The sequence below is a fragment of the Micromonospora sp. WMMD714 genome (assembly GCF_029581315.1).
GTDB lineage: Bacteria > Actinomycetota > Actinomycetes > Mycobacteriales > Micromonosporaceae > Micromonospora > Micromonospora rifamycinica.
Map to the genome: position 1 here is coordinate 5819459 of NZ_CP120744.1, position 19903 is coordinate 5839361.

Annotated in this window: 22 protein-coding genes; 10 read left to right on the forward strand and 12 right to left on the reverse strand. The window is 75.0% G+C overall.

The features are described 5' to 3' along the window. Nucleotides 1-145 precede the first annotated feature (145 nt). Nucleotides 146-559 carry a DUF2267 domain-containing protein gene (locus tag O7625_RS24915; RefSeq protein WP_282341995.1) on the reverse strand — a complete coding sequence of 138 codons (414 nt, stop codon included), beginning with the start codon at nt 557-559 and terminating at the stop codon, nt 146-148. 537 nt (nt 560-1096) lie between these two features. On the opposite strand from O7625_RS24915, the gene O7625_RS24920 reads away from it, so the two are divergent. Then, nucleotides 1097-1369: a DUF2795 domain-containing protein gene (locus O7625_RS24920; protein WP_282341997.1), complete on the forward strand. Its 273-nt coding sequence runs from the start codon at nt 1097-1099 to the stop codon at nt 1367-1369. A gap of 402 nt (nt 1370-1771) precedes the next feature. On the opposite strand, the gene O7625_RS24925 is transcribed toward O7625_RS24920, so the two are convergent. The 3 genes from O7625_RS24925 to O7625_RS24935 form a co-directional block, all read right to left on the reverse strand. Next, on the reverse strand, nt 1772-2743 hold the full coding sequence (locus O7625_RS24925) for a pirin family protein (protein ID WP_282341999.1): 972 nt from the start codon (nt 2741-2743) through the stop codon (nt 1772-1774). A 34-nt stretch (nt 2744-2777) separates the two neighbouring features. Continuing rightward, a complete protein-coding gene (locus O7625_RS24930; RefSeq protein WP_282342000.1) occupies nt 2778-3713 on the reverse strand; it encodes a hypothetical protein in 936 nt (311 codons plus the stop codon). A 93-nt stretch (nt 3714-3806) separates the two neighbouring features. After that, on the reverse strand, nt 3807-4601 hold the full coding sequence (locus O7625_RS24935) for a DedA family protein (RefSeq protein WP_067309274.1): 795 nt from the start codon (nt 4599-4601) through the stop codon (nt 3807-3809). A gap of 75 nt (nt 4602-4676) precedes the next feature. On the opposite strand from O7625_RS24935, the gene O7625_RS24940 reads away from it, so the two are divergent. Next, nucleotides 4677-5495 carry an MOSC N-terminal beta barrel domain-containing protein gene (locus tag O7625_RS24940; protein WP_282342003.1) on the forward strand — a complete coding sequence of 273 codons (819 nt, stop codon included), beginning with the start codon at nt 4677-4679 and terminating at the stop codon, nt 5493-5495. A gap of 55 nt (nt 5496-5550) precedes the next feature. Here the strand turns inward: O7625_RS24940 and O7625_RS24945 are convergent, their stop codons facing one another. The 3 genes from O7625_RS24945 to O7625_RS24955 form a co-directional block, all read right to left on the reverse strand. Then, the gene (locus O7625_RS24945) at nt 5551-6405 is read right to left on the reverse strand and encodes an SAM-dependent methyltransferase (protein WP_282342005.1); all 855 of its coding nucleotides are present in this window, start codon (nt 6403-6405) and stop codon (nt 5551-5553) included. Nucleotides 6406-6503: 98 nt separating this feature from the next. Further along, the gene (locus O7625_RS24950) at nt 6504-7391 is read right to left on the reverse strand and encodes a helix-turn-helix transcriptional regulator (RefSeq protein WP_282342007.1); all 888 of its coding nucleotides are present in this window, start codon (nt 7389-7391) and stop codon (nt 6504-6506) included. Between the two features lie 142 nt (nt 7392-7533). Further along, nucleotides 7534-7773 (reverse strand): DUF397 domain-containing protein, encoded by a 240-nt coding sequence (locus O7625_RS24955; protein WP_067309277.1) that lies wholly within the window; start codon nt 7771-7773, stop codon nt 7534-7536. A 269-nt stretch (nt 7774-8042) separates the two neighbouring features. Here O7625_RS24955 and O7625_RS24960 point away from each other — a divergent pair, with 269 nt between their 5' ends. Further along, nucleotides 8043-8693: a GGDEF domain-containing protein gene (locus O7625_RS24960; protein ID WP_067309280.1), complete on the forward strand. Its 651-nt coding sequence runs from the start codon at nt 8043-8045 to the stop codon at nt 8691-8693. A 108-nt stretch (nt 8694-8801) separates the two neighbouring features. Here the strand turns inward: O7625_RS24960 and O7625_RS24965 are convergent, their stop codons facing one another. The 4 genes from O7625_RS24965 to O7625_RS24980 are packed head-to-tail and all read right to left on the reverse strand — an operon-like array spanning nt 8802 to nt 11988. Then, on the reverse strand, nt 8802-9296 hold the full coding sequence (locus tag O7625_RS24965; RefSeq protein ID WP_282342008.1) for a type II toxin-antitoxin system PemK/MazF family toxin: 495 nt from the start codon (nt 9294-9296) through the stop codon (nt 8802-8804). Nucleotides 9297-9325: 29 nt separating this feature from the next. After that, entirely contained in the window at nt 9326-10606 is a 1281-nt protein-coding gene (locus O7625_RS24970; RefSeq protein ID WP_282347081.1) for a DUF6596 domain-containing protein, read from the reverse strand. Between the two features lie 5 nt (nt 10607-10611). Then, on the reverse strand, nt 10612-11031 hold the full coding sequence (locus O7625_RS24975) for a YciI family protein (RefSeq protein WP_067309289.1): 420 nt from the start codon (nt 11029-11031) through the stop codon (nt 10612-10614). Between the two features lie 42 nt (nt 11032-11073). Then, the gene (locus O7625_RS24980) at nt 11074-11988 is read right to left on the reverse strand and encodes a class I SAM-dependent methyltransferase (RefSeq protein WP_282342009.1); all 915 of its coding nucleotides are present in this window, start codon (nt 11986-11988) and stop codon (nt 11074-11076) included. Between the two features lie 45 nt (nt 11989-12033). On the opposite strand from O7625_RS24980, the gene O7625_RS24985 reads away from it, so the two are divergent. The 4 genes from O7625_RS24985 (at nt 12034) to O7625_RS25000 (ending at nt 15606) form a co-directional block, all read left to right on the forward strand. Next, entirely contained in the window at nt 12034-12549 is a 516-nt protein-coding gene (locus tag O7625_RS24985; protein ID WP_282342010.1) for an NUDIX domain-containing protein, read from the forward strand. Between the two features lie 45 nt (nt 12550-12594). Next, nucleotides 12595-13953 (forward strand): hypothetical protein, encoded by a 1359-nt coding sequence (locus O7625_RS24990; protein ID WP_282342011.1) that lies wholly within the window; start codon nt 12595-12597, stop codon nt 13951-13953. A gap of 291 nt (nt 13954-14244) precedes the next feature. Continuing rightward, nucleotides 14245-14859 carry a methyltransferase domain-containing protein gene (locus O7625_RS24995; RefSeq protein ID WP_282342012.1) on the forward strand — a complete coding sequence of 205 codons (615 nt, stop codon included), beginning with the start codon at nt 14245-14247 and terminating at the stop codon, nt 14857-14859. A gap of 141 nt (nt 14860-15000) precedes the next feature. Continuing rightward, nucleotides 15001-15606, forward strand: a complete 606-nt coding sequence (locus O7625_RS25000) for a methyltransferase domain-containing protein (RefSeq protein WP_282342013.1) — start codon at nt 15001-15003, stop codon at nt 15604-15606. A gap of 60 nt (nt 15607-15666) precedes the next feature. Here O7625_RS25000 and eccB read toward each other — a convergent pair whose 3' ends face one another. After that, nucleotides 15667-17052, reverse strand: a complete 1386-nt coding sequence (eccB, locus tag O7625_RS25005; RefSeq protein ID WP_282342014.1) for a type VII secretion protein EccB — start codon at nt 17050-17052, stop codon at nt 15667-15669. 289 nt (nt 17053-17341) lie between these two features. On the opposite strand from eccB, the gene O7625_RS25010 reads away from it, so the two are divergent. The 3 genes from O7625_RS25010 to O7625_RS25020 all read left to right on the forward strand — a co-directional run bounded on the left by O7625_RS25010 (nt 17342) and on the right by O7625_RS25020 (nt 19621). After that, nucleotides 17342-18055, forward strand: coding sequence for a spermidine synthase (locus O7625_RS25010; RefSeq protein ID WP_282342015.1), 714 nt, complete (start codon nt 17342-17344; stop codon nt 18053-18055). A gap of 136 nt (nt 18056-18191) precedes the next feature. After that, nucleotides 18192-18371: a hypothetical protein gene (locus tag O7625_RS25015; RefSeq protein ID WP_091239102.1), complete on the forward strand. Its 180-nt coding sequence runs from the start codon at nt 18192-18194 to the stop codon at nt 18369-18371. Between the two features lie 275 nt (nt 18372-18646). Further along, a complete protein-coding gene (locus O7625_RS25020; protein WP_282342020.1) occupies nt 18647-19621 on the forward strand; it encodes a hypothetical protein in 975 nt (324 codons plus the stop codon). Nucleotides 19622-19903: the final 282 nt, after the last annotated feature.

Sequence of the window (19903 nt, forward strand, 5' to 3'; positions counted from 1 at the left end):
CCGGGTCGCCGGGCAGGCCGGTCGCGCGGCGCGGGATGCCCGGCGGGTCCGGCGCGCGACGGCGCAGGCAGCCCGGCGGGTCCGGAGCGCGACGGCGCGGGGAGCCCGTTGGTCGGTCACGACGGCGCGGTCGGCGCGGGGTGGGTCAGGCGCGACGCGACATGGTGCCGCCCGGGGTGAGCGCCGGCTCCACCAGATCCCGGTAGTCACGCGGGAGCCGGGTCACCAGATCGTCGAACTCACCGCCGCTGACCGCCTCACGGACCGTGGCGAGGACCGCGCGCACCGCCTCCCGGGCGGCCGGCTCGGTCAGGTCCCCCCGACCCGCCACCCGGGCGACGAACTCGGCGGCACCGAACCGTTCGGCCGCCTCGCTACCAGGACCCGGCCGCAGGGCCAGCCGCAGCGGCGCCGGTAGCTGCGTCGCCAGATCGAGCACGTCGCCGCCGGTCAGCCGCTCGGCGAGGGTCGCCAGGGTCGCGTGCGCCAACGCCACGGCCCGCTCCGGACCGGTACGGGTCCGCCGGGCCACCTGGTCGACGAAGGTGTCGTAGTCCATCGCGGGCTCCCTTCGAGCTGGGGCCGGCCGGTGTGCCCCACCGGTCGAGCTGGGGCCGGCCGGTGTGCCCCACCGGTCGAGCTGGGGCCGGCCGGTGTGCCCCCAACCGGCCGAGCTGGGGTCGGTCGGTTACCCACCGACGCGCCCCGGAAACGACACTCCGGTGGCCGACCGGCCGACGCGGCCCGGAAACGACACGCGGTGGGTGAACGACCGGCGCGGTACGGAAACGACCCGACCGACGGTGGCGTTTTCCCGCCGCCGACGATGCGTGACCGACCGCCGGGCGGGTAACCGCCGCCGACCACGCCACTCGATCGCACCGACCCGATCACGGGCGACCGAGCTGGCGCTCGATCACGACCAGGGCGGCCCTCCGCTCACCACGACCGGAGGCGGCGCACGATCACGGAGCCCCAGGCCACCCCCGATCACCACGACCGGGACAGCGCTGGTCACGACAACCACGGCGGCGCTCGGTCACGACAACCGAGGCGGCGCTGATCGCGACGCCCCAGGAGCGAGGAGGCTCACCCGATGGCCAGTCGGACCCCAGTCCTGCGGTACCTGTCCGGCCTGGACTACCCGGCGGCGAAGGACGCCGTGGTGCGCCAGGCCGAGCGCTTGGGCGCACCGCCGGAGGTGCTACGGGCGTTGCGGGCGCTGCCGCCGGTGGACTACGCCGACGACGCCCAGGTGGCCCGCTCCGCCGCCGTCGAGGCCGCCCCGGAGATCAGCACGGCCCGACGCACACGCCCGGCGGAAACCAGACACCCCCGGCGATTGGCCCAACACCTCCGCAGCATCTGACCACCCCACCGACCCGACTCTCCCCCTCCCCCGTACACGCCCGCCGCCCGATCCGAGGAGTCGCGGCCATGGACCCGGCTGGTTGATCAAGAGGTTTACGTCAGCTGGTGCGCGGCGGGATGACGCAAACCTCTTGATCAACGGGGTCATGCGGGCGGGTGGGAGCGTGCGGGAGGGTGGGTGGGAGGGGCCGGCGGGGGTGGAGAATCGAGGGCGGAAAGGCGGGCGCCCCGGGTCGCGAACCGCGACCTGGGGCGCACGCGTGCCTGTTCACCGGCCAGCTGCCGGGTGGCCACCCGAACCGGGTGGGCATCGCTGCCACGATCAGCATATGACACGCCATCATCCGTACGGCTGATTTCCGGCAATACTGTGGGCGAGCACACCACCCCGGTCACCGGCTCAGCCGTGCAGGTCACCCCGCCGGTCCCGGGCCTTCAGCCGGACGCCGGGCATCTCCGGGGCGGGCAGCGGCGGGGCCGCGTCGTCGGTGACCGGGCCGAAGCGACGGCCGGCCATCCAGTCCTCCCGGGCGGTGGCCACCTCCTCGTGCGAGCGGCCGACGAAGTTCCACCACATGACGAGGGGCTCGTCGAACGGCTCGCCGCCGAGCAGCATCAGCCGGCTGCCCGGGTCGGCGGCCACGGCCAGCCGGTCCCGCCCCGTCCCCAGGTAGAGCAGCGCACCGGGCTCCAGGGTCAGCCCGTCCACCCGGGCCTGGCCGGACATCGCCAACAGGGCGTACTCGAAACCGGACCGTAGGCGCAGCGTCGCCGGCGCCGGGCCGCGCGCCTCCAGCTGCGCGCCGAGCAGCGGGGTGTGCACCACCGCCGGGGACCGCTCACCGGCCAGCTCACCGACGAGCAGGGTGTGGTCCCAGTCGCCGTCGCGCCACCGGGGCAGGTCGGCGTGGTGGGCGAAGTCGGCCGCGCCGGCCCGCGCCGGGTCGGGCAGCGCCACCCACAGTTGTACGCCGTGCATCACCGGCGGACGGGTGGCGGGCGAGCGTTCGGAGTGGGCGATGCCGTGCCCGGAGGTCATCACGTTGAGCTGGCCGGGCCGGATCGGCTGGACGTTGCCGAGACTGTCCCGGTGCACGATCTCGCCGTCGAGCAGCCAGGTCACCGTCTGCAGGCCGGTGTGCGGGTGCGGCGGCACCTCCATCCCCGGCCGCTGCGCGACGTCGTCCGGGCCGAAGTGGTCCACGAAGCACCACGCCCCGACCATCCGGCGCACCCGCTGCGGCAGCAGCCGGCGCACCGTGGTGTAGCGCCCCAGTGGCACGTCGTGGCCGGGCAGCAGCACGCTGCCCGGGTCTTCGGGGACGACGCCGGGTGGTCGGGTCTGCGCCGGCAACGATTCGGTACGGTCCACCACCCGACTCTATGCCCGCCCCCGCCACGGCACCTCAGTCCTCGACGACGGTGACCGCGTTGGCTCCGGCCACGAGGTCGAGGTAGAGCCGATCGGGCGACCGGTCCCAGTCCGCCGATCCGACGGTGGCCCCCCGGGCCAGCCCGTCCCGCCGGTCGCCGTACCAGACCACGCTGCCGGCGCCGGCGCTGGCCCGGATCCGGACCGGCGGGCCGTCCGGCGCCCGGACCACGAACTGGTTGACGCCCCCGGTCATCCGTACGGTGCGGGTGCCCTTCGTCGGCGGCAACCGCAGGTCGACCCGGGCCGCCCCGCCGATCAGCTCCACCCCGGACAGCCGGGCCGCGGACAGGTCGAGGACATGGTCGCTGACCCCGCCGATCAGCCGTAGCCGCCAGGTCAGCCGCGAGTTGAGCACCACGTCGACGACACCCCGGCCGGGCTCGTCCCGCCGGGTGACCCGCAGTTGCACCCGGTCACCGGACACCTCGGGCCGGGGGGTCAGGCCGGCGTCGGCCGGGCTGCTGATCCGGTACAGGTCGGCACCGAGGTCGTCGACGCGCAGCCGGAACGAGGTCACCCCGTCCATCAGCTCGAAGGTCGCCCGGCGTAACCCGCCGACCGGCGCGGTCGCGGCCCGCCCGGCGGCGGTTTCGGCGGCCCCGGCACCACCGGGTCCGCCGCCCACCGTCACCGGCGGTGCGTCGCTCCCCCCGGAGAAGACCACCCCCAGCCGGTCCGGGTTCGCCATGGTCACCACCACCGCGATCGCGCCGAGCGCGACCACCAGCGCCGCGGCGGCGGCCAGCCAGCGCGCCCCGCGGGGCCACGGCGACCGGGGCGGCCGGTCGCCGGCCGGATCACCGGTCACCTCGACGTCGACCGGATCACCGGTCACCTCGATCACCGGCTCGAAGACCGGTCGTTGTCCGCCCGCCGTCGGACGGTACCCCTGATCCGGCTCCGCCATCGTGCCTCCCCTGTCCGGTCCCCCACCCAGCACTACGTACGGGCAGCCGGAACGGATCACTCCACCCCGGTACCGTGCCAGCGCCGACCCGGGTCATTCGGTGTCACGCCCCCAGACCCCGCCCCGGTAGACGGTCCCCCGGTAGGTGCTGCCCCCGTCCCGGTCCGGCCGGTCCACGGGGTCGACGCCGGGTGGGGGTCCGGCGGCCGGGGCGTCGGCGCGGGCGGCACGGGCGGCGCGGATCCGGCTGACCACGAACCAGCCGGCGGCGGCGACGCAGACCACGATGACGACCCGCTGGAACGACCCGACGTACTCCTCGACGACGTGCCAGTTGTCGCCGAGGAGATAACCGGCCAGCACGAAGGTGGTGTTCCAGATCAGGCTGCCCAGCGTGGTGTAGAGCAGGAACGTCGGGACCGGCATCCGCTCCACCCCGGCCGGGACCGAGATGAGGCTCCGGAAGATCGGGATCATCCGCCCGAAGAACACCGCCTTGACCCCGTGCTTGAGGAACCACGCCTCGGTACGGTCCACGTCGCTCAGCTTCACCAGCGGCAGTCGGGCCGCCACCGCCCGCATCCGGTCGCGGCCCAGCGCCGCGCCGATGCCGTACAGCACCCAGGCGCCGACCACCGACCCGAGGGTGGTCCAGAGGATCGCCGAGACCAGGCTGATCCGCCCCTGGGCGGCGGCGAAGCCGGCCAGCGGCAGGATCACCTCGCTGGGGATCGGCGGGAAGAGGTTCTCCAACGCCACCGCCAGCCCCGCGCCCGGCCCGCCGAGCCGCTCCACCAGGCCGGTGACGTAACCCACCGGCCCCTCGGACGACGGCTCGGCGGCGGACACGACCGTGCGGGGGCTGAGCGCCAGGGAGCGTGTGATCATCCGACAACGTTACGAGCCGGTCGACGGATCGACCACGGGACCGACCGGCCGCCCCGCACCGGTTAGCGTGGACCCGTGCACGGACAGGTGGCCCAGCTGTGGCGGTACCCGGTCAAGTCGATGCTGGGCGAACCGCTCCCCGAGACCACCGTGGACGGTCGGGGCATGGCCGGTGACCGTCGGCTCGCCGTGCTGGACCGGGAGACCGGGCGGGTCGGCAGCGCGAAGCGGCCCCGACGCTGGTCGGCCCTGCTCGGGGTCCGGGCGACCGGCGACGCCCCCGACCGGGTTCGCCTCACCCTCCCCGACGGCAGCGTCCACGCCCATCCCGACCACCGCCTGGACGCCGCGCTGTCCGGGCTGCTCGGCCGGGCGGTCACGCTCACCGACACCGTGCCCGCCGACGCCCTGCTGGACCGGGCCGACCCGGACGCGGTGCTGGCCGAGGGGCCGGACGCCGACGTGCCGGTGACCGGGAACCCGTTGGGCGGCGTCGCCCCGGCCGGCAGCCTGGTCGACTTCGCGCCGCTGCACCTGGTCACCACGGCCAGCCTGGACGCGCTCGGCCTGCCCCTGGCGGCGGTGCCCCGCTACCGGCCCAACCTGGTCGTGGCCACCGACGCGACGGGCTTCGTGGAGAACGGGTGGCCGGGTCGGGAGTTGCGGATCGGCGCGGAGGTGGTGCTGCGGGTGCTGGTGCCGACCCCCCGGTGCGCGGTGCCCACCCTGGCGCACGGCGTGCTCCCCCGTGATCCGGAGGCGCTGCGGCGGCCGGCCCGACGCAACCGGGTGGTCCCGCTGCCCGAGCTGGGGGCGCAACCCTGCGTCGGGGTGTACGCGGTGGTGGTGCGGGGTGGCCGGGTCGCCGCCGGGGACCGGGTCGAGCCGGTCTGACCACCGGCCGGCGCTCCCGCCGCACGGGGATCCCGACGGCGCGACCGGAGGGCCGTCAGCCCTTGCGGGCTACCCCGCAGTACATGCTCACCTCGGCGGCCGTGGGACGGGGCTGCGGTTCGGCCCCGGCCCGCCATTCGGCCACCGAGACGAGGCCCGGCTCCACCAGGTCCAGGCCGTCGAAGAACCGGGCGAACTCGTCCCGGCCGCGTAGGTTGATCATGCCGGGCGCGTTGCCGACCCGGGTCGCCTCCCGGGCCTCCTCGGCCACCTCGGGGGCGAGGTGGTCGAAGGTGGCGTGCGACGCGGCCAGGTAGCTGCCCGGCGGCAGCTCCGCGAGCAACCGGCGGACCACGCCGTAGGGTTCGTCCGGATCCGGCACGAAGTGCAGGATGGCCACCAGCATCAGGGCGACCGGCTGCTCCAGGTCGAGGGTCCGTCGCAGCTCGGGGTGGTGCAGGATCTTCTCCGGATCGCGCAGGTCGGCGTCGATGTAGGCGGTGGCGCCCTGCGTCGAGCTGGTCAGCAACGCGCGGGCGTGGGCCAGCACGATCGGGTCGTTGTCGACGTAGACCACCCGGGACTGCGGTGCGACGGCCTGCGCCACCTCGTGGGTGTTGTTCGCCGTCGGGATACCGGTGCCGATGTCCAGGAACTGCCGGACGCCCGCCTCCCGGGCCAGGTGGGCGACCGCACGCTGCAGGAACCGGCGGTTCTCCAGGGCTGCGGTGCGGATGGTCGGGAAGGCCGCCGCCATCGCGTCCCCGGAGTCCCGGTCGGCCTGGAAGTTGTCCTTGCCACCGAGCCAGTAGTTGTAGCGGCGGGCCGGGTGCGCGACCGAGGTGTCGATCCGGTCGCTGGGGTGCGGGGCGGCGCCCGTCGGGGCATCGGTGGTCACCGGGTCCTCCATGACTCCGTGCCATCCCGGGGGTGATGGCGTCCGTCCACTGTCTGCGGTTCCGCCATCGTAGAGGTCGCCGGGGTGGGGTCGGCGAAGCGGTGGGGCGGTTACTCCGGGTACAGCTCGTCACGCAGTCGGGTGAGCACCTCCGGCGTACGCTCCGGCGGGGTGGCCTCGACGCAGAGCCGTTCCATCGCCGCCGCGTAGTAGTCCAGGTCCTCCCGCTTGTCGAGGTAGAGCGCGCTGGTCAGCTGTTCGATGTAGACGATGTCGGGCAGGTCGTCGTCGCCGAAGCGCAGGATGGTGAAGGCCCCGCCGGCCGCGGCGTGGCCGCCCGCGTCGAACGGGATGACCTGCAGCCGGACGTGCGGCGAACGGGTCGCCTCGATCAGCGCGGTCAACTGCCCCCGCATCACCTCCCGGCCACCGATCGGCCGACGCAGGGCGGCCTCGTCGATCACCGCCCAGAGCTGCGGCGGGTCGGCGCGGCGCAGCAGCTGTTGACGCTGCATACGCAGCTCCACCCGGCGGTCCACCTCGTCCACCGCCGCCCCCCGGTGCCCGAGCAGGACCACCGCGCGGGCGTACTCCGGGGTCTGCAACAGGCCGGGGACGAACTGCACCTCGTAGCTGCGGATCAACGCGGCGGCGGCCTCCAGGCCCAGGTAGGACTGGAACCAGCCGGGCAGCACGTCGCCGTAGCGGTGCCACCACCCGGGGCTGTTGGCGTCCCGGGCCAGCTTGAGCAGCGCGCCGCGCTCCTCGTCGGCGGTGACGCCGTAGAGGGTGAGCAGGTCGGCGACGTCACGTTCCTTGAAGCCGACCCGACCCAGCTCCATCCGGCTGATCTTCGACTCCGAGGAACGGATCTCCCAGCCGGCGCCCTCACGCGTGACACCGCTGGCCTCCCGCAACCGGCGCAACTGCGCGCCGAGCAGCATCCGCAACACCGTGGGACCGGTGGCCGGCCCCCCCTCGGCGGCAACCATCGTCACGTGCCCCGCCCCTCCGCACAATGCCCACGACCGATCGTGATTCCCCGGCCCCCGCCCGGCCGACGAGTAAGCATGCCATGGACCGACGGTGAGGTGAACATCCTCCGGACGAACACGGTCCCCTGGGCGGGACCGTCGAACACTAGCCGATCAGATGGTCGAAGTCGCCGTCCCGCGCGCCGAGGACGAAAGCCGTTATCTCGTCCACCGTGTAGATCAGGGCCGGCCCGTCGGGATGGCGGGAGTTGCGCATGGCGATGCCGGCGCCGCCGGGTAGCTCGGCCAACTCGACGCAGTTGCCGCTGGGGTTGCTCCGCCGGCTCTTCTCCCACCTCAGGGGGGGCAGCTGGGTGGTGGGGACGCCGTTCTCAGGCTGCTGCATGGATGTCTTTCTGTCGGGGTTCGGACCCGGTGTCGCGAGGGGATGGTCCAGGGCTGGAAGGGCTGCGCGACATCAGATTCGGCCGTGATGCACGTGCATCTGCTATTGCATCTGCATCGGACAGCGAGCATGATAACGCACGTGCGCGGTACTTATCCGTTCACTTTGGGTTACCACCCCGGGGGCATTCACCTGGGGAAACGAGGGTCCGGTGCGGCACGACGGCCGCCGCCGCCCGGACCGTACGCCGACACCGCGAGGGAGGACCCGTGCCGGATCCGTTGACCGTCGCGTCCGGCGTCTCCGCAGCCGGGGCCCTGGTCTCGGTGTGGCAGCTACGCCGCCGGGCACTCCAGGCCGAGGCGGAACTGGAGCACCTCCAGGCCGAACTCGCCGCCGAGCGGCACGCCGCCAGCCACGATCCGCTCACCGGGCTACCCAACCGGAGAGCCTTCTACCGGCTGGCCGCCACGCTGCTCACCGACGCCGGCGGGCAACCCCTCATCGCGGTGGTCCTCGACCTCAACGACTTCAAACAGGTCAACGACCGCTACGGGCACGCCGCCGGCGACCAGGTACTGATCAGCGTCGCCCAACGACTGGCCGCCTTCGCCGGGGACAACCTGGTCGCCCGGCTCGGCGGGGACGAGTTCGCCGGCCTACTGGCCAGCCCCTCGGTCGACCGGCGCTGGATCGACCACGCCACCCGGCGGCTGCGCGACGCGCTGGCCGCCCCCATCCCGCTGGGTCCGTGCAGCGTCCGGGTCACCGCCTCGGTCGGGCTCGCCCCGGTCACCGGTCCCACCCAGCTGGCCGACGCGCTGTGCCGGGCCGACGCCGCGATGTACCGGGCGAAGGGCGTCACCAGCCGGCAGTCACCCCGGCAACTGCTCGACGCGGCCCGCCTCGCCGAGTGCTGAGACACGGCCCCGGGCCGACACCCACGTCGGACCCCGGCCGACCGCCTTTCAGCGGCTCCGGCGGGGCCACCCGTGAGCGGACCCGGGCCGTTCGCAGCGGGCGGCGGGTCAGCGCCAGCCGTACCCGGACCGCAGCGCCTGCCCCACCCGGTCGAACCGCACCCGGTCCAGCACCGCACCCTCGCGGCGGATGCTGTCCTCCCGCATGGTGAGCACCCGGTCCAGCCGCACCCAACTGGGTCGTGCGTCGCGGTCCCACTCCCCCGGCCCCAGCCCCAGCCAGTGCCGCTGGCCGTCCCGCTCGCTCTGGCTGGAGAGCATCAGCCCGAACAGGGTGCGGCTGGAGCGGCCGACCACCAGCACCGGGCGGTCCTTGCCCTGCTTCGGGTCGTCCTCGTAGGGCACCCAGGTCCAGACGATCTCCCCCGGGTCGGCCTGCCCGTCCGGCTCCGGGGCGTACGACAGCTCCCGTCGTTGCAGGGCGCTGACCTGCCGCCGCCGGGCCGGCTGGGCCGGGATCGGGCCGGGGGTGCCCCGCTGCGCGCCGACCACGCCGGTCATCCGGCCGAGCCGGGTCGCCACGTTCCTCAACAGACCTGCCACGGCGGGCAGCGTACCGCCCCCGGCCCGGATCAGCCGCCCAGGGCGTCCACCTTGCGCAGCAGCACCGCCCGCTCACGGTCGTTACGGCAGCACCGGGCAGCGGACTCCAGCTCGGTCCGCGCCTCGCCGTGCCGACCGAGCCGGGCGAGCAGCTCACCCCGCACGCTCGGCAGCAGGTACGACCCGGCCAGGCGACCGGTGGCGGCCACCTGGTCCACCAGCGCCAACGCCGGCAGCGGCCCGTCGGCCATGGCCACCGCGACGGCCCGGTTCAGCTCGACGACCGGCGACGGGGCCACCCGGCCCAGGGCCTCGTAGAGGAGCACCACCCGGGCCCAGTCGGTCTGCTCCACCGACCCGGCTGTGGCGTGGCAGGCGGCGATGGCCGCCTGCAACCCGTACGGCCCGAGGCCCCGCCCCGGCGCCACGGCCCGGGCGAGCGCGGCCATGCCCCGGCGGATCGCCGAGCGGTCCCACCGACGCCGGTCCTGATCCGTCAGCAGCACCGCCGCGCCGTCCGCGTCGACCCGGGCCGGGAACCGCGCGGCGGTCAGCTCGCACAGGGCGAGCAGGCCGTGCACCTCCGGCTCGGCGGGCAGCAACGCGGCCAGCGTCCGGGCCAGCCGGATCGCCTCGTACGCCAGGTCGGGGCGGAGCAGCCGGTCACCGCTCGTCGCCGTCGACCCCTCCGTGAAGATCACGTAGAGCACGTTCAGGACCGCGCCGAGCCGCTCCCGTCGCTGGGCCGGTTCGGGGAGCGCGAACGGCACCTGCGCGGCGGCGATCGTCTTCTTGGCCCGGGTGATCCGCGCCTGGACGGTGGGCACCGGCACCAGGAGCGCCCGGGCGATCTCCGCGCTGGACAGGCCACCGACCACCCGCAGCGTCAGGGTCAACCGGGCCTCGGCCGAGAGCACCGGATGGCACGCCACGAACATCAGCGCCAGGACGTCGTCGTCGATCCGGTCGGGATCCCACGGCAGGTCACCGGCCGACGACCCGTCCGTGCCCTCGGCGAGCTGACCGGCGAGCACCGCGTACCGGGCGTCGCGGGCCGCCCGGCGACGGAAGGCGTCGACCGCGCGCCGACGGGCGGTGGTGAGCAGCCAGCCCACCGGATTCGCCGGCACGCCGTCGCGCGCCCAGCCGACCAGGGCCTCGGCCACCGCCTCCTGCGCGACGTCCTCGGCGAGCGCGAAGTCGCCGGTGTAGCGGGCCAACGCGCCGACGATCCGGGCGGACTCGATCCGCCAGAGCGCCTCGACGGCCCGCCGGGCCGACTCGGCGCTCGGCGGGCCGTCGCCGGTCACCGGGGTCAGAGCTGGCCGGTCCGCTCGCGCCACGCCCGCTCCCTGATGATCCACTCGTTGTCCTGCGGGAACTCGTCGATGCCCGGCACCCGGCGCACCTCGCACTTGCTGCCGCTCACCGCCGGCATCCGCCGGGCCCACTCCACGGCCTCCTCCTTCGACGCCACGTCGATCAGGTAGAAGCCGCCGAACAGCTCCTTCGTCTCGCCGTAGGGGCCGTCGGTGACGACCGGGGGGTCCGCGCTGTAGTCGACCACCACGCTCTGCGCCGGGTCCTCCAGGCCCTCGGCGGCCACCAGCACGCCCGCCCGGATCAGCTCCTCGTTGAACCGCCCCATCGTCTCCAGCATCTCCTCGAAGGGCGTCTCCGTCATCGCGGCGAAGGACTCGTCGGTACCCCGCATGATCAGCATGTACTTGGCCATCGTCACTCCTCAGCATCGGGCCGCCGGTCGACCCGTTCCCCCTCAGGTCGAACGGGAACCCGGCCGGATCGACACGACCCGCCCACCGGTTTCCCCTCCGGCCGCCCGGCGGGCCAGCACCAGGGTGGTCCGCAGGTCGAGGGTGACCGTACCGCCGAAGCCGTCGACCGCCGCCCCGATCGCCGACAACACCCGTTCCCGCAGCTCCGGCGGCCGGCGCAACTGCGGGGAGAAGGTGCCGACCAGCCGCTGGTACGCCGCCGTGTCCAGCGGCACCGCCCGGCGGAACGCCACCGTGCGTACGTCGGTGAAGAGCCCGCTGGCGGTGATGTCGGTGTGGAACCAGTCCTCCGGCTGGTCGTGGTGCGGCACCGGGTCGACCGACTCGAAGGCCGCCCGGATGGCCGCCGACCGGGCCGGGTCGACGTAGTCGTAGCGGTGGGCGAAGACGGCCAGGGTGCCGCCGGGGGCCAACGCGTCGTACGCCCGCCGGTTGCGGGTGGCCGGGTCCAGCCAGTGCCAGGCCAACGCGCAGGCCAGCAGCGGCACCCCACCGGACGGTGGCGACCACTGCTCGAACCGGGTCACCGCCACCTCGACGTCGGGAAACCGGGCGGTCAGCACCGCCGCCATCCGCGCGTCGGGCTCGACACAGGTAACCCGGGCCGGACCCGGGGCCACCGCTTCGGCCGCGCCCGACTCCCCGCCCGCCGGTGCGGCCGGTCCCGGGCCGGTCAGGTCCGCCGCCCGGCCGGTCGGTGCGTCGCCGCCGTCCGCCGCGACGAGGCCGACCAGCAGGGCGGTGGCCAGGCCGGTGCCCGCGCCGACCTCGACCAGCCGGGCGGGTGGCCCGCCGTGATAGGCGAGGATGGCCCCGGCGAGGGCGGCCGGATATCCGGGCCGGATCTCGTCGTAGTCCGCCGCCACCTCACCGAAGACCTCCACCATGATCGCCATCGTCGCACCGTCGCCGCCCGCGCGGTGCCCCGTCGAGGGAGACCCGTGACCGACCTGCCCCGGGACCTGCCCGTGATCGAACGCACCGCCGTCCGGCTGGTCGTCCGCGACCGGGACGGCCTGATCCTGCTCTTCCACACCCGCGACCCGGAGCATCCGCGGCTCGGCACCTGGTGGGAGCTGCCCGGTGGGGGCGTCGACCCCGGCGAGACGTACCCGCAGACCGCGCTGCGGGAACTGCGGGAGGAGACCGGCTTCGTGGTCACCGCCGGGCAGCTCGGCCCGCCGACCTGGCGGCGGCGGGCCAGCTTCATCCACCGGCGGTTGCGGCACGTCCAGGACGAGGTGGTGCTGACGGTACGCCTCGACGCCGCCGCGCCGGACGTCGACGCCACCGACCGGCTCGACTACGAGGTGGAGGACTACTTCGACTTCCGCTGGTGGACCGCCGACGAGATCGTCGACAGCACCGAACGGTTCTACCCGGGTCGGCTGCCCGAGCTGCTCACCGCCTTCCTCGCCGGCCACCGGATCGACGAGCCGTTCGAGCTCTGGTCCTGACCCCCCGGGATGCCGGCGGCGCGGACGATGGGCACAGTGGAGGACATGACGACCCTCCCGTACGCCCCGTTGGCCCGGTACGCCGCCCGGCTGCACGCCGACATCGGCGACCGGCACCACGTCGCCTCCCCACTCGGCGCCTGGCTGCTGCTGGCCCTGGCCGCGCCCGCCGCGACCGGTGCGGACCGGGCCGAGCTGGCCGACGTGCTCGGTGTCGACGGGGAGACCGCCGCCGCGACGGCCACCGCGCTGCTGGACCGACCGCACCCGCTGGTGGCCTCGGCCAGCGCGGTCTGGCACCGCCCCGGCACGGACACGGCGCGGCTGGCCGGATGGTGGGACGGACTCCCCCGGGCCACCACCACCGGCCCGTTGCCCGACCAGGCGGGCCTGGACGGCTGGGCCCGCGGGCACACCCTCGGGCTGGTCGACCGGTTCCCGCTGACCGTCTCCCCCCGGGTGCTGGTGGCGCTGGCCAGCGCCCTGGCCACCCGGATCTCCTGGGCCACCCCGTTCGACCTGGTGCCCGGCGCGGCGCTCGGCCCCGACCCGGACGCCCCGGACCGGCCGGCCGACGGCCCGGGGACGCACCGGACAGGCGACGACCCCGGGACGGACCGGCCGGCCGACGGCCCGGGGCGGCCCGCCGGGGGCGACGCGGGCCGGGCGGGTTCCGCCTGGGCCGGACGGCTCACCCGGGCGCTGCGTACCCCCGAACACGGGCACCGGGTCTGGATCGCGTCGACCGGGGCGGCCGGGGAGGTCGCGGTGCACGCCGCCCCGGCGGTGGAACGTGACGGCGCCGGTCTGGTGGTGCTCTCGGTCGTCGCCGACCCGACGGTCCCACCTGCGGACGTCCTCGCCGCCGGCTACGAACTGGCCGGCGCGGCGGTGGATGGTGAACCGGCCCGCCGGTCGCTGTTCGACCTGCCGCTCGGCGCGGGACCGCTCGGCACGCTACGCGAGGAGCGGGTCCGCACCCCGGCCCGGGACGGCCGGGAGGAGCGGCACCACGCGGTGCTGCCCTGCTGGTCCGCCCGGGACGAGCACGACCTGACCGCCGCCGGGCTCGGGTTCCCGGCGGTGGCGCGGGCACTGGGCGGATTGCTCGGCACCGAGGTGGGCGTCGAGGCCCGCCAGGCGGCGGTGGCGCACTACAGCCGGTACGGCTTCGAGGCCGCCGCGGTGACCGGCGCGTTCGCCCTGGTCAGTCTCCCGCCGGAAGGTGTCCGACGGACCGCCGAACTGCGTTTCGGCCACCCGTACGCGGTGCTGGCGGTGGCCACCGACCAGCGCGACGGCACGGCGGGGCCGTGGCACGGGGTGCCGGTCTTCTCGGCCTGGGTGGCCGCGCCCCGGGAACCGGAGGAGGCCGATCTCGCCGACCCGCCCGAGCCGGCCTGAGCGGCGACGTCTCCTCGTCCTGACCCGCTGCCCGCGTCGGGCCGGGCGGCGGCCGGCGAACCCGCTCGACGACCGACGGCACCGGGCCGGCCACACCCAGGGTCGAGTCCAGGTGACCCAGGGTGACCAGGCGCGTTCCGGTGCCAACCCGCCGCCTGCGGGGGCTGACGATGGCCGTCCGGGTCCGTAGCATCTCTCGGGTGTCCGCGTCGGCGCGGACACCGGCCGGCGGCGTGCCCCCGCACGCCTGCCGGAGGGCGACGTTTTCCGCAACGGGCAGAGAGGCCGGCGATGAGTCGAGCAGAGCAGGACACCGCGGCGGGCACCGAGGGTGAGGACTACACCCAACGGTTGCAACGCCTCGGTGGCGCACGCTGGAAGCAGGTGCTCGACGTGCAGGCGCCGTACCGGTGGAACCTCCAACGGCTCGGGCTGGGCCGTACCCTCGACGTCGGGTGCGGCCTCGGCCGCAACCTGGCCAACCTGGGCGAGGGCGCGGTCGGGGTGGACCACAACCCGACGTCGGTGGCGCACGCGCGGGCCGCCGGGCTGGAGGCGTACACGATCGAGGAGTTCCACCAGTCCCCGCACGCCCGGCCGGGCGCCTTCGACGCGCTCCTCGCCGCCCACCTGCTGGAGCACCTGCCCGCCGAGGCGGCGCTCGAGGTGATCTCCGATTACCTGCCGTTCCTGCGCTCCGGCGGCACCGCGGTCTTCATCACCCCGCAGGAGCGGGGGTACGCCAGCGACGAGACCCACGTCCGGTTCGTCGGCTTCGACGAGGCCGCCCAGGCCGCCCGGGATCTGGGCATGACGGTCGTCAAGCAGTACTCCTTCCCGTTCCCCCGGTCGATGGGCAAGGTCTTCACCTACAACGAGTTCGTCACGGTGGCCCGGCTGCCCTGACCGTCGGCGGGGCACCGCCCCGCCGACCCCTCGGGCACCGCCCGTCAGCACCCTCGGGCCCCGCCCCACCGACACCTCGGACGGCGTGCGCCGAGGCCCGAGGTGTCCCGAGCGCCCGGCCGCGCCGGTTACCGTGGCGACATGACCAACCCGACCCGGTGGGCGACCGAGACCGGTCCCGAACACTCGCAGTGGTACATCGACCGGTTCCGTCAGCTCGCCGCCGAGGGGGCCGACCTGGCCGGCGAGGCCCGGCTGGTCGACGCGGTGGTGGCCCCCCGCTCCCGCATCCTCGATGCCGGCTGCGGCACCGGACGGGTGGGCGCCGCACTCGCCCACCGGGGGCACCGGGTGGTCGGGGTGGACGCCGACCCCGCCCTGGTCGAGGCGGCCCGGACCGACCACCCCGGGCCGCGCTGGCTGGTCGCCGACCTCGCCGAGCTGGATCTGGCCGGTGCCGGCGAGGCCGAGCCCTTCGACGCCGCCGTGCTCGCCGGCAACGTGATGGCCTTCGTCGCGGCCGGCACCGAACCGACGGTGCTGGCCCGGGTCGCCGCCCACCTGCGTCCCGACGGGGTGGCGCTGGTCGGCTTCGGCCTCGACCGCGGGTACCGGCTCGACCACTTCGACAGCGACGTGGCCGCCGCCGGCCTCCGGCTCGAACAGCGCTTCGCCACCTGGGACCTGCGCCCCTGGCGGGAGGAGGCGGACTTCGCCGTCAGCCTGCTGCGCCGCCCACCCGACTGAACCCGGACCACCGGTGCCGGGTCCGCCGCGCTGGTCTCGCCGGGCAGGTCGGTGATGTCGTCAGGACGGGGCGGCGACCGACCGGGCGGCCACCGGGTCGAGGGTGCTGCCGGCGGGGACCAGGCTGACCAGGCCGGCCGGGAGCCGCATCGGCGTGACCCCCGGGTAGCCCAGCATCCCGAGGACCGCGGTGTCGGCGAGCACGTAGCGGCGGCCCAGGTCGGTGACGACCGACACCGCGCCACCCTCGGCGTCCGGCGCGGCCACCGACTCGACCACCGCACCCCGGCCCGGCTCGACCAGCACGTGGTCGACGCGCACCCCGCCCGCCCGGCCGACGGTGCGGGCGGCGGCGGTGAGGTCCGGCGCGGCCGTGCCGACCCGGACGTCCCGGACCACGGCGTCGTCGCCGACCCGGGCGCAGAGCGCGCCACCGTCGGCACCGGCCAGTCGCGGCGGGGCCGGTGGCGGGGCGGTCGGCCCGGTCTGCACCAGGTCCGGCAGTTTGGGCAGCGCGGCGAACCGACCCAGGGTGATCGGCTCCGGTTCGTCCTGGCCGGTGCGGGCCATCAGCAGGGCCGCCTGGAGTTCGGTGATGCCGGCCAGGCCGTCCCGCCCGGCGACCGCGTACTGTCGGCCGCCGCCGGAGTTGCGGACCAGGTAGACCTCCCCGATCACCGCGCCGACCACCTCGGCCGAGGGCTCACCCAGCCCGGCCAGCGCGGGCGGGGCCAGGTCGACACCCACCGGCAGGGTGTTGAGCAGTGCCGGCGCGGCGGGGACCGCGCGTTCCCGGGTGGTGGCCAGGGCCGCGAGCACCCGGGCGGGATCCCGCACCAGGTGCCGGCGCTGGTGCCAGATCAGGTAGAGGGCGCCGTCCGGGTGCCGGGCCAGCACCGCCTCCTCGGCCAGCAGCCGCCCACCGGCCGCCTCCCGGCCGATCAGCAACGCCGAGCGGGGGGCGGCCCGGGCCGTGTCGGCCGGTTCCCAGGAGCAGACCGTCCACGGCGCGGTGGAGAGCCGGCCCGGGGCCGGCAGGGAGTCGGGCGCGTCGGCGATGCCCAACGGCAGTCCGCGCGGCACCCCCTCGATGGACCGGCGGGACACCAGCACGGTGCGGGACCGGTCGGCCCCGACGATCAACAGCGCCGAGGCGTAGTTGAGCACCGGATGCAGCCGGCCGTCGCGGTAGACGAACCGGGCCCCGGACTCCTTCTCCACGATCACCGCGCCGGTGTCCCGCCAGCTCGACCCGCCCCCGGCGAACAGCCCGTAGAGGGCGAAGCCACCCAGGCCGATCGCCGCCACCAGGACGCTGGCCAGACCCGCTCCGGCCAGCCGGCGAAACGGCGACCGGGCCGGGTCGGTCTCCCGCATGACCAGGGCGGCGACCGCCCGCTGCACGGTGAACTGGTAGGAGTGGAGCTGGTCCTGCCGCGACGGCATGCTGTCCCTTCCGCGAGTCCTCGGCGGACAGGATATGCGCTGCGTCGATGTCCCGTTGACCCTGAGTCGCGGACACCGGCCACCGTCGGGGGTCGGCGCGGTGGGTCGCCCGCCGACGGCACCCCGCCGGCCGGCCCCGAGCCGACGCCGGGCCGCCGGGCCACCGCGAGCCGACGACGCACCGCCGCGAGCCGACGACGCGCCCCGCCGGGCCGCCGCGAGCCGACGCCGGGCCGAACCGGTCGTCCCGGTAGCATCCCGGCACGACGACGGTGGAAAGGGTGGCCGGGTGGGCGCGCGATTCGAGGAACTGGCCTGGCGGGAGACCCCGATCGGCGCGATCAGTCTGCGGCGGCGGCGGGATCCCGCCCTCGACGTCGACGTGTACGAGGTCAAGCTCGACGACGAGTACCTGATGTCCAGCCTCTTCCCGGTCGCCGAGATCGAACTGGCCCGGCTGGGTCTGGCCCCGCTGGGTGAGGGGCCCCTCGACGTGGTGGTCGGCGGGCTCGGCCTCGGCTACACGGCCCGTACCGCCCTGGAGGACGCCCGGGTGCGCTCGGTGCTGGTGGTGGAGACGATCGAGGACGTCATCGACTGGCACCGCCGCCAGCTGCTCCCCTTCGCCGCCGGCCTCGCGCCGGACCCGCGCACCCGGTTCGTCCGGGCGGACTTCTTCGCCGCCGTCGCCGACGGCACCGGCTTCGACCCGGACCAGCCCGGCCGTCGCTTCCACGCGGTGCTGCTCGACGTCGACCACTCCCCCCGCCACGTGCTGCACCCCAGCCACGCCGCCTTCTACACCCCCGACGGCCTGCGCCGGCTGGCCGACCTGCTGTTGCCCGACGGGGTGTTCGCGCTCTGGTCCGACGACCCGCCGGACGACGCGTTCGGCCGGATCCTCGCCGAGGTGTTCCCGACCTGGCAGGCGCACGTCGTCCCGTTCGCCAACCCGCTGACCGGGGGCGAGTCCGCCAACACGGTCTACGTCGCCCGGCGCTGACCCCAGCCGCCCGCCGGCCGCCGACCCGCCCGGCACCGGCAGCACCCGGCGGTTCCCCGGACCGATCCGGTCGGGGAGGCGTACCGCGACACGGAACGGGAAGGCTGGTCGGTCGGTGCTGTCAGAGGAGGTCGAGATGCGGGCCATGCTCTTCGTCGTCGGTGTCGTCGGCGGCGCGCTCATCCTGCTCGGTCTGTTGCTGGAGGCGGTCCGCTGGCTGGCCATCATCGGTCTGGTCGCGCTGCTCGTGGTGATCGTGCTGGCGTTCCTGCGGGGCCGGCAGTCGGTGCACCGGCACTCGGCCGGCCGCCGCTAGGCGGTCTCACGGGTACCAGCGGTCGGGAGCCGCGTCCACCAGCCGTCCCTGCGGGCCGGTGCCGAGAGCCGCGCCACCGATCACTGCAAGCAATCAGACAGTCGCTTTGAGTTAAGGAATCAGTCCATGAAGATGCATTCATCTCAGAAACCCGCACGGGGCGTCGACGCGCGGCAACCGCGCAGTCCGCCCCCGTGCAGCGGAATCGCCGGAGGGGAATGCCCGTGTCACGACGTATCGAAAGCAGAGTCGGCGGGGCTCTGACCGCGCTGGGCATGTCGGCTGTCGTCCTGATCGCCGCCGCACCCGCGACAGCGTCGGCAGAGGCTGCGGCAGCGTCCCCCGCCACCGTCGTCCGCGGCCAGCCGGGGTCCGCCTGCACGGTCCGCCCGCTGGCTTACCCGCCCGACGTCTACCGGGCCGACGCCGAGGCCATCGACCCGACCGGCCGGTTCATCGCCGGTACGGCGCTGCGGGTCGAGGACACCGGTAACCAGGAGCTCCTGCTGTTCTGGGACCGGGACCGGCTCACCACCCTGGCGGCACCCCCGCTCGGTAGCGTCGCCGACGTCAACTCCAGCGGTGTCGTCGTCGGCGACAGCTGGATCGCCGCGCAGGGTCGCCCGTGGACGTACCGGGACGGAGTCTTCACCCCGCTTCCCCTACCACCGTCCTGGAGTGCGGGCGCGTCGGCGATCAACGAGGCTGGCGACATCGTCGGCGTCGCCGACGAGGCGGCCACCGGCATCCGGCGTACGGTGCGGTGGCCGGCCGCCCGGCCGGGCACCGTCGAGACGCTGGACATCCCACGGATCGACCCCGCGCCGGCGGGGATCACCCCGGACGGCACCATCGTCGGCAACGCCGGCTACTTCGCGCAGGAGACGGCGTGGGTCCGGCGGCCCGACGGCCGGGTGGCCGATCTGACCGTACCCGACGCCCACAGCACCCTGGTCGACTCGGCGGCGGGCCACTGGGCGGTCGGTCGGGCCTACCTGGACGGTGGCTATGGGATCAACGTGCGCTGGGACCTGCGGGACCGCTCGTGGTCCCGGCTGGCCGACGAGCTGGAGCTGGTCACCGACGTCAACGCCCACGGGGTGGTCGTCGGCGGCGACCGCATAGCGCGGGGAGGCACCTCACGGGTGCTGCCCGGCGGCACCGGCGCCAGCGCCATCGCCGACACCGGCGTCGTCGTCGGGTCCCGCAACGACGGCCGGCTCATCCCGATGCGCTGGACCGGTTGCTGATCCCGGCAGCACCGGCCGACGGGCGACAGCGGCAGGTGGGCGAGCCGGCCCGAGCCGTGCCCGGATGACGACCCCTCGATCAGATTCCAGCGGTAATGCGGTACGACCCGCACGACCGTTCCCGGGTCGCGTTCCGGACACCGCGTAACCCGACTCGGGCCTCAGGCGTCATACAGTCGTCGGGGATCGGCCACGTCGGGATCCCCGGCCCGTACGCCGTCCCACCCGTGCTCCCGGCCATCCCCGGCCGACGGGCGCGACCGGGCCGGAGGCGGCCTCCCC

Excerpts from the sequence above, each read along its gene's own strand:
- O7625_RS25000 (WP_282342013.1), top strand. The coding sequence starts at position 15,001 with ATGACCAACCCGACCCGGTGGGCGACCGAGACCGGTCCCGAACACTCG.
- O7625_RS25015 (WP_091239102.1), top strand. The coding sequence starts at position 18,192 with ATGCGGGCCATGCTCTTCGTCGTCGGTGTCGTCGGCGGCGCGCTCATC.
- O7625_RS25020 (WP_282342020.1), top strand. The coding sequence starts at position 18,647 with ATGTCGGCTGTCGTCCTGATCGCCGCCGCACCCGCGACAGCGTCGGCA.
- O7625_RS24995 (WP_282342012.1), top strand. The coding sequence starts at position 14,245 with ATGAGTCGAGCAGAGCAGGACACCGCGGCGGGCACCGAGGGTGAGGAC.
- O7625_RS24935 (WP_067309274.1), bottom strand. The coding sequence starts at position 4,601 with ATGATCACACGCTCCCTGGCGCTCAGCCCCCGCACGGTCGTGTCCGCC.
- O7625_RS24990 (WP_282342011.1), top strand. The coding sequence starts at position 12,595 with ATGACGACCCTCCCGTACGCCCCGTTGGCCCGGTACGCCGCCCGGCTG.
- O7625_RS24975 (WP_067309289.1), bottom strand. The coding sequence starts at position 11,031 with ATGGCCAAGTACATGCTGATCATGCGGGGTACCGACGAGTCCTTCGCC.
- O7625_RS24930 (WP_282342000.1), bottom strand. The coding sequence starts at position 3,713 with ATGGCGGAGCCGGATCAGGGGTACCGTCCGACGGCGGGCGGACAACGA.
- O7625_RS24955 (WP_067309277.1), bottom strand. The coding sequence starts at position 7,773 with ATGCAGCAGCCTGAGAACGGCGTCCCCACCACCCAGCTGCCCCCCCTG.
- O7625_RS24920 (WP_282341997.1), top strand. The coding sequence starts at position 1,097 with ATGGCCAGTCGGACCCCAGTCCTGCGGTACCTGTCCGGCCTGGACTAC.
- O7625_RS24980 (WP_282342009.1), bottom strand. The coding sequence starts at position 11,988 with ATGGCGATCATGGTGGAGGTCTTCGGTGAGGTGGCGGCGGACTACGAC.
- eccB (WP_282342014.1), bottom strand. The coding sequence starts at position 17,052 with ATGCCGTCGCGGCAGGACCAGCTCCACTCCTACCAGTTCACCGTGCAG.
- O7625_RS24945 (WP_282342005.1), bottom strand. The coding sequence starts at position 6,405 with ATGGAGGACCCGGTGACCACCGATGCCCCGACGGGCGCCGCCCCGCAC.
- O7625_RS24915 (WP_282341995.1), bottom strand. The coding sequence starts at position 559 with ATGGACTACGACACCTTCGTCGACCAGGTGGCCCGGCGGACCCGTACC.